This window comes from Escherichia sp. KCJ4928, from assembly GCF_004352695.1.
Taxonomy (GTDB): Bacteria; Pseudomonadota; Gammaproteobacteria; order Enterobacterales; family Enterobacteriaceae; genus ECMA0423.
Genome location: NZ_SJWV01000275.1, coordinates 1 through 3694, shown reverse-complemented (window position 1 = coordinate 3694; position 3694 = coordinate 1). Strand labels below are relative to the sequence as shown.

At 47.1% G+C, this 3694-nt stretch carries 6 protein-coding genes; 1 reads left to right on the top strand and 5 read right to left on the bottom strand.

The window, feature by feature from the left end:
- Nucleotides 1-630 precede the first annotated feature (630 nt).
- A complete protein-coding gene (locus E0D98_RS22255) occupies nucleotides 631-822 on the top strand; it encodes a DUF4222 domain-containing protein (protein ID WP_001287885.1) in 192 nt (63 codons plus the stop codon).
- A gap of 52 nt (nucleotides 823-874) precedes the next feature.
- Here the strand turns inward: E0D98_RS22255 and E0D98_RS22250 are convergent, their stop codons facing one another.
- The 5 genes from E0D98_RS22250 to E0D98_RS22225 form a co-directional block, all read right to left on the bottom strand.
- Entirely contained in the window at nucleotides 875-1108 is a 234-nt protein-coding gene (locus E0D98_RS22250; protein WP_000124190.1) for a hypothetical protein, read from the bottom strand.
- A 95-nt stretch (nucleotides 1109-1203) separates the two neighbouring features.
- Nucleotides 1204-1827 (bottom strand): hypothetical protein, encoded by a 624-nt coding sequence (locus E0D98_RS22245; RefSeq protein ID WP_001367955.1) that lies wholly within the window; start codon nucleotides 1825-1827, stop codon nucleotides 1204-1206.
- An 88-nt stretch (nucleotides 1828-1915) separates the two neighbouring features.
- On the bottom strand, nucleotides 1916-2413 hold the full coding sequence (locus E0D98_RS22240; protein ID WP_021552435.1) for a hypothetical protein: 498 nt from the start codon (nucleotides 2411-2413) through the stop codon (nucleotides 1916-1918).
- Between the two features lie 349 nt (nucleotides 2414-2762).
- Entirely contained in the window at nucleotides 2763-3329 is a 567-nt protein-coding gene (locus tag E0D98_RS22235; RefSeq protein WP_000287892.1) for an inovirus-type Gp2 protein, read from the bottom strand.
- 21 nt (nucleotides 3330-3350) lie between these two features.
- Nucleotides 3351-3548, bottom strand: a complete 198-nt coding sequence (locus tag E0D98_RS22225) for an inovirus-type Gp2 protein (protein WP_001367978.1) — start codon at nucleotides 3546-3548, stop codon at nucleotides 3351-3353.
- Between the last annotated feature and the right edge of the window lie 146 nt (nucleotides 3549-3694).

Here is a 3694-nt window from a genome sequence, read left to right as displayed (position 1 = left end):
CTTCCCGGCCAGTTTACCGCTGTTAAACAGGTCACCATCCAGCTTCATCACCATGTCCCTGCCGGCAATCAGCGCACCGGCGCTGTTCACATCACCGGGTTTTACACGGGCATACACCTGAGGTACCGCCCTTCCGGTATTTACCCACACCAACCGGTACCAGAATGCTGAGTAACAAATCCGTTCAGAATTGACTTAATTTTGATCATTATAGAATAATGATCTGAGCGACAGCAATATGACAGATTTATCGATCGATATAACACAAATGAACAGATCTTTATTCTGCTGAATATCGCAAAAACAGCATATCGCAAAACTTATAACCATAATTAATGGAAAAGTGCAGAAAATTATTCCACTGAATGCTTTTAATACAGTTGGTTAGCTAAAAAAATATCATTTTTTGATTTCAGTCATTGAAAATTGCAATGCGTGACGATTCAACAGCATTTAAGTGAGTTTCAGGATATGGGAAGGACATGAAAGGAGGAGCGTAATAAAATACACAGGAAGAAGGGGAAAATGTTTCGTAAAAACAGAAAATTAACAGCGCACATCAGGAAACTCAGTCTCCTGATTCAGTGCTACCACATGAAAATTTAGTTAACTGTTACCGTACTAAAATTTATGTCAGAAGATGTTCCATTACCGAAAGTCAATCAGCGATACAAAGACGATCATGGTGCGCTTGTCACCGTGACCAGTGTTGAGGAAACCCGGGTGGTGTTTATGCGGGAGGGCTATCCGCATCCCTGCATGCGACCGATGTACAACTTTCTGGGAAAATTCAAACCCGAACCTCGGGAAGAAACAGAATAAAACGAAATCCCTGCCGGCAATCACACTGCCTGATGGCAGCATAATCCACTTATTAATTCTCATCCCCGGAGACAAGCCCGGAAAACCACTCCGGGTGTTCACTGTATGCCGTGTTCAGCGCATCCCAGGAAACGTTTATATAAAAGCTGTCCTGCAATTTCCGGGTAACCACCTCTGCCAGGCGGTTCCGGTTATCCACCAGTCCAGCATAACCTATCTCTGCCAGCCACTCATTCAGTTCATGTTCCAGAGACAGATTGACAATATCGTAATCGGACCTTGCCATTCCCGTTTCCTTAGCACATGTTTTCAGGCACGGGGATAAAGTATAAAGAATGTCGTACTGCTGCTGCCAGAGCAATATTCCCCCTGATGGTTGTATCAGAGATGGTATGCCGGTACTTTGCGGGTTGTTCCTGTCTGGTTATCGTGCACCTCCACGGTCGTGGTCACCACCGGCATTCCGGCCTTTCTCAGCCTCAGAACATCAGCCGCAATACGCTGACTGCCAAACCAGAACAGGCCGTCCAGTGCAGTCACCAGTAAACCCGCCTCCAGTGCATACTTCAGCCGTTCACGGGGCGCTTTCACTTCCCGGGCAACCTGCTGATATGGCAATGATGTGTTTTCATTCCCAACCACGCGACGAATACGGTGAGACAGATGATACCGGAATGTATCCGGCACACCAGAAAGGCTGGCCTTCAGGCTGTACACGCAGCCAAACCGTTTATCGTTAAACACCACATTTTTCTGACTGATGTCCCATTCTTCACGCAGCGCGGCAATCAGTTGTGGTGTCCGGGTAAGCAACAAGCGAAAAGGCAGTTCAAAACTGGTGACGTAATCCACATTCAGCAGTGCAATACGCAGCCGTTCTTCTGGCCCGGCCTCTGTCTGCCGGCACTCCTCCAGAACATCCTGCCACTGCTGGCGAAGACAGGGCGATTCGTTCCGTTCTGTAAAACAGTATTTATCCGCCAGATAGTCAATTCGTGTATGCATACTGAAGAGTATTCCGTATAAAGATTCAGCTGGCAAAACTTTATCAGTCTGTAAAAACTAACGGAAGAGTCGATATTTCTCCCGTCCATCACCGGATGATTGTTGCAATACCCCGTGGCATCAGAGACTGAACAGCCGTTTTTAACGCAACGTATTGCTCTGATGTATCAGGCCGGACAACCCGAAAACACCTTTCCACCCGGCATTGTCCGCCAGCGCTTATCACCGGCCAGGTCTGTTGCAGTAAATCCGCCACTTGCGAACATGCTTCATCAACTGTAACACTGGCCCGCGGATGGCAAACACTCGTCTGGCTGAGCAGTAACAGGCATCGTATTGTTGCTCCTCCATGTTGTTCCCGCAACCAGCGTAATACCACCGGCGATGATGGGCTGGCAGTGTGATTACGCACAGTAATAAGTTCATAAAAGGAAGTACAGAATGTCTGAATCTGTTGACCACAGACGCCTTCTGTCGAATGAAGTGTGAAGTGGATTGCCAGCAGATGTGGCCAGTGATCCACCGCCTGCTGAACAAAACGCCGGATTTCCCCCGGCTCTGAAAGTAAGGCTTCGGTTATTTGCACTATTTTATCTCTGTTGAATTTGGTTAAGTCGGTGCAGACTCATCAACACAAGTACGGTTCGATGCAAACAGCTGTGACTGGCAATATGAAAGGAATGATGAATCAGTCAGGATGACAAAGTGCCGTCTGACCGGAGGGGACACAGGAAGATTCACGGAGGGACCAGCACTAGGGAACAGCGCCACATCCCGGGTGGTACTGCTTTGATGCGTCCGGTGACACAAAGCCCGGATTGTTCCAGACATCCTGAATCAAACGCCCCAGATCAGGGGCGTCGAAATATGCCTCTCTGACCATTATATTCCGGCGTACAGGTAGCAGGTCAGAAGTGACAATGCGTCACCTGACGTTAAAAGTCACTACACCCAAGATGACGTTCAACAGCACCATGCGATTCAATATAAGCCCGGGCTGTCTGTTCCAGTACACCAGGCTCAGCGTTGTATGTGTTAGCTGCATCAAATACCAACGACAGCACTTCAGGATACACAACCAGATGTGTAATGGAGTTATCTTCACCCAATACTTTTCCCCACGCCTGCTCAATCAGATTTCTGAGAACCACCACCTCACGACTCTTACACCAGACATCGTTATTAAGTAGCAGCACCATAAGATAAGGAGTGGTATCGTTAGCCACAGCCTCCCTACTCCAGAGATAATATAAAGGGATGGGCTCAACAGATTTATCTTTACGTCGCTTACACTGCAAATATTCAGAAATGAGTCTATGCAGTTCACCTGTAAAATCAGCCATCAGAGAGGGAATGGCCTTATTAATACCCTGCCCTGGTATTAATTTAAATTGTAATAATTTAATTTCAGGATGTATGGCTGCAGCCCGATACAGAGTTGCAAGGACACACTTTTGCCAGAGGGCGTTACAGGAAAGCTTAACGTTTGATTCTGTATACATAATAAATCACCTTACAACAGGTCAAAAACCGCTGTAGCCAGAGTTACGCTGGCCTGATGCTTTAGTACCGGGCTTCGTCAGATAATCCAGACGCTCCAATAAGCGCTGATACTGCTCAGGGAAATCAGGATCATGAATATCCTGGATGTCACGTCCATTAGCAGGGAAATAAACAATGCAGCCCCCTGGATTAACTATGCAGAAATCGTCCTGAGGCACTGATAAATACGGAGAGGACTGAGGTAGCCTGAGTTTAACGGACACTCCTTCCTGAAATAGAATGGCATCAGAAGGAGCTAATAATGAGCAGAAAAACCCAACGTTACTCTAAAGAGTTCAAAGCCGAAGCTGTCAGAACGGTTCTT